Genomic DNA, 7,035 nt, shown 5'->3' with positions numbered 1-7,035 from the left:
ATCCCCATAAGGCAACTGGGTGGCATCGGCCATCTGCAGATGCACCTGCGGCGGCATCTGGCCCAGGCTTTGTTCAATTTTGCGCCGTAAAACCGCCAGCATGCGTTCGGAAATATCGATTCCTGTGTAAGGGCAGCCGCGCCGAATCAGCGGCAGCGCAATCCGTCCCGTCCCAATGCCCACCTCAAGAAAATGGGTCTCAGGAGTGGCTCCCACTGCCGCCAAGATGGCATCGGCGATCTCTTCCTCTACAGCCGGAGGAAAGCTGCGGGTGGCATCGTAAAAGTCGGCAGCCCGATCAAAACAAACGCTGTGGGATCCCGCCATCACTGCCCCCTTCCCCAACGGGCAAACCGAGACAGACAGAGTATCAACAAGAATGGGCAGGAATCGACCGGATCCCTGCCCCTCTCAAGCCCAAAATTGGCTCTCTTCAAGACTCCTGCGCCAGGCGGGCGTAAAACAAGCCCTGGACGCGGACGGTGTGAGGTTCCAGTGCCCCTTGCTCGGTGCTGGACTGCTGAATGCTGACAAACGAGCCGGCCATCTCACCCGTGCTGGGATCCACGCGGGCAATGCGCAGCGACATTTTCCCCTGGGAAACCTCGTCCACCTTGCGGTTGGTGGCGAAGTCGTCCTTGGCCGCCTGCAGCCCCACGGCTGTGTCGTAGCCGGCGTTGGAGCCGCGCCCACGCGGGTCGAGGAAGGTGCTGCTGTGGTAGCCGGGCACCAAGAACTCGCCTTCAAAGTCGGTCGAAGGGTCGATGGCGGCTCCCTGGGCGGTGGCGACCAAGTCCTTCACGCTGAACAGAAACGGCACCCGCTCGCGGCGGGGCAACTGACCGGTGGTCGGCTGAAAGGTGATCCCATCCACCACTTTGAACTCCAGCGCGCCGTCTTTGGGGGTGACCTCGGCCTTAATCGGCCCCAGCGTGGCCGCCGAGATCATGATGTTTTTGGCTTTGATAAACTCTTTTTCCCCGTTCCGCTTTTCCTCTTCGATTTCAATCTGCACCGGCTGGAAGCAGACATCGGTCAGCTTCAGGGATCCCCCCTTGGGCACCTCGATGCGGCCGCGGGCATTGTCGGAGACGGAAGGGCAAATGGCGGCCTTGCCGGTGTTGCGGATCTGGTCGTAGGTCAGCGGGGCCTTAGCAGCCGCCGCCGGCAGGGCAAAGACGCTCAAACAGAGCGCCAACAGGATGGCGAGTAGTGGACGGTACCGCATAAGCAACCTCGAAAAACCTGTTTTAATCTCAATGCTGCTGGGGAGAATAAGCCTGAATGCCCCTATTGTACGCAATAGGGATCCCCTCTTTGGCTGAGCCCGCAGAAGTTTCTTGGTCAAGTCCAGTTGCCCACCCTCTAGGGAAAGTCGGCCAGATGGCCAGAAAGGGGTGAGACCCTTTCGCGGCCACCTCAGAACGGGCCCAGGGATCCCAGCCAGCGCTCCCGAATCTGGTTTACCAGCTCGCCGATGGGCTGTTGGTTAACGCGGTAGCTGGTGGGATGGGCGATCAGGCGGGCGGTGCTCTCGAAAAGGCAGTCCCGTTCCACCAGGCCGTTTTCCCTCAGGGTGCGTCCGGTGGCCACCAAGTCCACAATGGCATCGGCCATGCCGGTGAGGGGAGCCAGTTCCACCGAGCCGTAGAGGGAGATAATTTCCACCGGCAAATCCAACCGGTCAAAATACTCGCGGGCGCAGCCGACAAACTTGGAAGCCACGCGGGCATGGGGAGGCAACTGGGCCGCCGAGGTGTAGGGACTATCTTGGGGCAGGGCCACCGACATGCGACAGTAGCCGAACTTCAGGTCCAGCAGGTGGGCCACCCGCGCTTCGCTGCCGGCATAGCGCTCTCGCAAGATGTCGTAGCCGACGATGCCCAGTTCGGCCTGTCCGTATTCCACGTACACCGGCACGTCGTGGTTGCGCACCAGCAGCGCCTCGTAGCGTTGCCCGTTGAGCTGGGTGGGCGATTCAATCCGCAGCAGGCGGTTGCCGGGATCCAAAAAGCGACTGAAATCGATCCCCACCTGTTGCAAGCAGCGGATAGCGTCGGCCAACAAGGCTCCCTTGGCCAGAGCAACGGTGATCGTCGGGGTATTGGGCTTCGGAGCTGGCCGAGGGCTGGTGGCTGTCAACATAGGCACTTAGGGATCCCTTCTGGCAAAAGGACAAGGGCAGTGGGAATGCTGCTTAGTTAAAGAAGGAAAGTGGATACCAGGGATCCTGCGTCCTCAATTGTAGGGAACTGACCTCTTGCCGGCGAGGTAGACTCGGCAGATGTTTTCCAGAACGCAGATCCTGGGATGATAAAAACACGATGAACCCGGAGGAGAGAGGACGGCATGAAAGCCATGATCCTGGCAGCCGGCAAAGGGACACGGGTACGGCCCATCACCTACATGATGCCCAAGCCGATGATCCCGATTCTGCACAAGCCGGTCATGGAGTTCTTGGTGGAGCTGCTGCGGGAACATGGCTTCGACCAGATCATGATCAACACCAGCCACCTCGCTCACCAGATCGAAGACTACTTTCGCGATGGCCAGCAGTGGGGAGTACACATCGGCTTTTCCTTCGAGGGCCACTTCGAGAACGGCCAGCCGGTGGCCGAACCCCTGGGATCCGCCGGTGGCATGCGCAAGATCCAGGATTTCTCCGGCTTTTTTGACAGCACCTTCGTGGTGCTCTGCGGCGATGCGCTGATCGACCTCAACCTGACCCAGGTGGTCAACTTTCACAAATCTAAGGGGGCATTGGCCACGGTGGTGTTGCGAGAGGTGGATCCCAGCCAAGTCTCCAGCTACGGAGTGGTGGTAACTGATGAGACGGGCCGGGTCACCGCCTTCCAAGAAAAGCCCAGGCAGGAAGAGGCCCTCAGCAACACCATCAACACCGGCATCTACGTGTTCGAGCCAGAAGTCCTGGACTACATCCCCCCCGGCTGCCCCTATGACATCGGCAGCGATCTCTTCCCCGCCTTGGTGAAAGCCGGCGCCCCCTTCTACGGCCTCAAGGCCGACTTCCAGTGGGTGGACATTGGCCGTACCCATGACTACTGGCTGGCAGTACAGAAGGTGCTGCGCGGCGAGATCAAAGGCGTCAAGGTGCCCGGGATCCAGATTCGGCCCGGCGTCTGGACAGGGATCAACATCCGCGCCAACTGGGATCGCATCCACATTGAGCCACCGGTGTACATCGGGGCCAGCACCTACCTGGCGGATGGGGTAAAGCTCATCGGCCCCACGGCCATTGGCTACGGCTGTGTGTTGAACGAAGGGTGTACGCTGGATGGCAGCCTCATCTTTAACTACACCCAAATCGCCGCAGGAGTGACGCTGCGCCACCAGATGGTGATGGGTCGCTACTGCATTTCCTCCGATGGCAATGCCATCGACACGGAAGAGTCCAACCTCACCTGGTTGATCGGAGATGCCCGCAGCCATGGCAACGGCAAATCCCAATAGCGCCCTCTATCTCTACGGGATCGTTGCTGCCCCCGGCCCGCGCCACCTGAATGTGGTGGGGCTGGACAAGCAGCCGGTGGGGGTTCACGTGCTGGGATCTTTGGCCTTTCTCTATTCCCAGGCCCGCCAGGAGCGCTACTTGGCCAGCCGGGCCAATCTGCTGGCCCACGAAGCCGTCCTAGAAACCGTGATGAACGAGGGACACCGCGCCCTGCTGCCGTTGCAATTTGGCCTGGTGGTGAGCAGTTGGGATCAGGTGGAGCAGGATCTGGTCAAACCGCGCCTGGCCGATCTGCTGACCCTGCTGCAGCGCCTAGAGGGCAAACGGGAGGTGGGGGTAAAGGTCTTCTGGGATCCCCAGCAAGAGCTCCAATTGGGGCTGGAGGAAAACCCCGCCCTGAAAGCCCGGCGGGACGAGATGGTCGGCGCCCCTTTGGGTCTGGATGCGGTAGTCGAGATCGGACGGGCTCTGGAGCAGCTTTTGGAGCAGCGGCGTCAGCGCATCGCCCAAACCTTCACGGCGGCCCTCAGCCCCCTGGCCAGCGACCGCGTGGAAGGCGATCTGCTCACGGAGAACATGGCCTACAACGGCTCATTTTTGATCAACTGGGAAGATGAGCCGGCTTTTGCCCAAAAAGTGGAGGAGCTAGACCAGACCTTTCAGGGGCGGCTGCGCATTCGCTACAACAACTTCACCGCTCCTTACAATTTCGTCAAGCTTTGACATGTTTTCTGTTTTATGGTCATTCAATCCAGTCCAATGGCGATGGAACGGTTGGTTACCTCGTTATTGCTCCGCAACGCTGTCGCCAACGCGCCGCTCTAACTCCCCTCTCCCTCAGGGAGAGGGGCTGGGGGTGAGGGTGGGAGAGGGGCTGGGGGTGAGGGGGTTCATGGATGGGCTCAAGCAGGGATCCTTAGTATGTAGCAGCATCTGTGACCCCCCCTGCGGCCTAAACCTCAACCAGAGAGGATAACCCCGCTGCAATCTTAAGAACCCCTCTACTGAGCGCCGAGAGCCGCCAACAAGTCATCCGCCAACAACACCGCCGTATAGGCCAAGGCTTGCCGTTGCTCAGGAGACAAATCGCCAACGGGGGTCTGGGGATTGCTCAGGATACCCTGTAACACCTTGCTGGCTATGTATTCGCGCTTAGAAACCCCTGGGCTAGAGATGGTGGGGTTATCCAGAGAGAACTTCTGATGGTGCTCGAAGGGGAAAGCATATTCAGGGGCAACCGGCATCGCTCGACTCCAGATCGGGTCTCTACACTGTGCTTTGCCTATTTTCCCATCCTCTCTCGTCGGGAACTTCAAAAAAGCGGGGCCTCAAAAAAGACAGAACGGGTTATCGTATCAGACAGATCCCTGTGTGGGGAAAGGATCCGGGCTGCTCTCCCTTGGAAAGATTGCTATGCATTTGAGCGATTCTTTTCGACGCACCAAAATTGTCGCCACCATCGGCCCTGCCAGCTCAAATCCGGCCATTCTCAGGGAGATGATCCTGCAAGGGGCAACCACCCTTCGCCTCAACTTTTCCCATGGGGATCACGAGCTACACCGCCGCAGCATTCGCCTCATCCGCCAAACCGCGATGGATCTGGGCATCCAGGTCGCCATTTTGCAAGACCTGCAGGGGCCGAAAATCCGCTTGGGCAAGTTCGCCGAAGGCTCCATCACCCTCAAAGCCGGGGATCCCTTTGTGTTGACCAGCAAGCCTGTCTTGGGATCCCAAGAGCGCAGTTGGGTCACCTACGACAAGCTGGCCCAAGAAGTGCCCGAAGGAGCGACGATCCTCATCGATGACGGTCGAGTGGAGATGCGGGTGGAAGCCGTGGATCCTGCGGCGGGAGAACTCTTCTGCCGCACCATTGTCGGGGGGACTCTCTCCAACAGCAAAGGGGTCAACTTTCCCGGCGTGCGCCTGAGCATCCGCGCCGTGACCCAAAAGGACAAAGAAGATCTCTACTTCGGCCTCAACCAAGGCGTGGATTGGGTGGCCCTCAGTTTTGTGCGGGATCCCTCTGACGTGCTGGAGTTGCGCGAGCTCATCGCCTCGGCCAAGAGGCCTTCTGCGGGCTCAGCCGACAAGCGGGTACCCATCATCGTCAAGATCGAGAAACATGAGGCCATCCAGCAACTGCCCCAGATTTTGGCTCTCAGCGACGGTGTGATGGTGGCGCGGGGCGATCTGGGGGTGGAACTGCCCGCGGAAGAGGTGCCGATCCTACAGAAGCGGGTGATCGCCCTGGCCAACTCTCTGGGGATCCCGGTGATCACTGCCACCCAAATGCTGGACAGCATGGTTCACAGCCCCCGACCTACCCGTGCCGAGATCTCCGATGTGGCCAACGCCATCTTGGATGGTACCGATGCCGTCATGCTCTCCAACGAGACGGCGGTGGGCAAATACCCCGTCGAGGCAGTAGCAACCATGGCCCGCATTGCCGTGCGCACCGAGCGAGATTACTTTGACTTGACCTACGCCGACCGACGGCAACGCATTCGCGCCCTTGCCCTGCAGGAGCTGAGCCAAAACAACGGCAACAGCAATGGCGCCAGTCCTGCTGGAACGCGGCCCAAAACCCTGATCACCGACTCGATCAGCCGCGCCGTGGGGGAGATCGCCCAGGAGCTGGATGCCGTAGCCGTGATGACCCTGACCAAAACGGGGGCCACTGCTCGCAATGTCTCCAAGTTTCGCCCGCGCACTCCCATCCTGGCCGTAACTCCCCACGTGGAAGTAGCACGGCGGCTGCAGTTGGTTTGGGGGGTACATCCGCTGTTGGTGATGGATTTGGCCACAACCCGCCAGACCTTTCAAGCGGCCATTAGCTTGGCCCAGGAAGATGGCTTGCTCAAAGATGGCGACTTGGTGGTGCTCAGCGCAGGAACCCTGCCCGGTGTTGCGGGATCCACCGATCTGATCAAGGTCGATGTGGTGAAAGCGGTGGTGGCCCAGGGCAAAGGGTTTGGCAAAGGCACCGTCAGCGGCCCGGCCCGCATCTTGAGATCCAGCCTCGATGCCGGCAAAATCACCGCCGGCGACATCTTGGTTGCGCAGTCTACCGACGCCAACTATGTGGAGGCCATCAAACAGGCAGCCGGAGTGATCACCGAAGAAGAGGGAGCTTCCTCCCATGCGGCGGTCATCGGCCTGCGGCTGGGGGTGCCGGTGCTGGTGGGGGTCAAGGATGCCACACGCCTCATCCGGGATGGATCCATCGTCACTCTGGACGCAGAAAAAGGCATCGTGACTTCGGGAGCAGATGGCCTGGGCTTTTGAGGGAGAGCCATCAGTCCCGCGCTCTACCCAAAAGTGAGCGTCGGGATCCCTCTGGCGGTTCTCAAAAGCAGGCTACGCCATAGCAACGAAACGTTTCTCTACATCGTTATTGCTACGCAACGCCGGCGCCTTCACACCAACAGCGCCGATCGCTATCCCTAACTCCCCTCTCCCTCAGGGAGAGGGGCCGGGGGTGAGGGTGGGAGAGGGGCCGGGGGTGAGGGTCGTTCCTCAGGGAGAGGGGCCGGGGGTGGTCGCGTGAGCGGCGCGGAGCGCTT

7 protein-coding genes are annotated in these 7,035 nt (G+C 60.3%); 3 read left to right on the top strand and 4 right to left on the bottom strand.

All coding sequences use genetic code 11. The features are described from left to right. From NW857_RS11785 to hisG, 3 genes are all read right to left on the bottom strand, one after another. The coding region (locus NW857_RS11785) for a class I SAM-dependent methyltransferase (protein ID WP_414369031.1) at positions 1 to 327 on the bottom strand (327 nt) is incomplete at its 3' end. 106 nt (positions 328 to 433) lie between these two features. After that, the gene (locus tag NW857_RS11780; RefSeq protein ID WP_414369029.1) at positions 434 to 1,228 is read right to left on the bottom strand and encodes a photosystem II manganese-stabilizing polypeptide; all 795 of its coding nucleotides are present in this window, start codon (positions 1,226 to 1,228) and stop codon (positions 434 to 436) included. A 191-nt stretch (positions 1,229 to 1,419) separates the two neighbouring features. After that, positions 1,420 to 2,145, bottom strand: coding sequence for an ATP phosphoribosyltransferase (gene hisG, locus NW857_RS11775; protein ID WP_414336052.1), 726 nt, complete (start codon positions 2,143 to 2,145; stop codon positions 1,420 to 1,422). A 204-nt stretch (positions 2,146 to 2,349) separates the two neighbouring features. Here hisG and NW857_RS11770 point away from each other — a divergent pair, with 204 nt between their 5' ends. After that, positions 2,350 to 3,471, top strand: a complete 1,122-nt coding sequence (locus tag NW857_RS11770; protein WP_414336050.1) for a sugar phosphate nucleotidyltransferase — start codon at positions 2,350 to 2,352, stop codon at positions 3,469 to 3,471. Next, entirely contained in the window at positions 3,449 to 4,195 is a 747-nt protein-coding gene (locus NW857_RS11765; RefSeq protein WP_414336049.1) for a GvpL/GvpF family gas vesicle protein, read from the top strand. Before NW857_RS11770 ends, NW857_RS11765 begins: the two co-directional genes overlap by 23 nt. A 278-nt stretch (positions 4,196 to 4,473) precedes the next feature. Here the strand turns inward: NW857_RS11765 and NW857_RS11760 are convergent, their stop codons facing one another. Next, positions 4,474 to 4,716 carry a hypothetical protein gene (locus NW857_RS11760; RefSeq protein ID WP_414336143.1) on the bottom strand — a complete coding sequence of 81 codons (243 nt, stop codon included), beginning with the start codon at positions 4,714 to 4,716 and terminating at the stop codon, positions 4,474 to 4,476. Positions 4,717 to 4,885: 169 nt separating this feature from the next. Here NW857_RS11760 and pyk point away from each other — a divergent pair, with 169 nt between their 5' ends. Continuing rightward, positions 4,886 to 6,757: a pyruvate kinase gene (gene pyk, locus NW857_RS11755; protein ID WP_414336145.1), complete on the top strand. Its 1,872-nt coding sequence runs from the start codon at positions 4,886 to 4,888 to the stop codon at positions 6,755 to 6,757. The last annotated feature ends 278 nt before the right edge of the window (positions 6,758 to 7,035 follow it).

This window comes from Synechococcus sp. H55.9 (genome assembly GCF_047462355.1).
Classification (GTDB): domain Bacteria; phylum Cyanobacteriota; class Cyanobacteriia; order Thermostichales; family Thermostichaceae; genus Thermostichus.
This window is presented reverse-complemented; position numbering and strand designations above follow the sequence as displayed.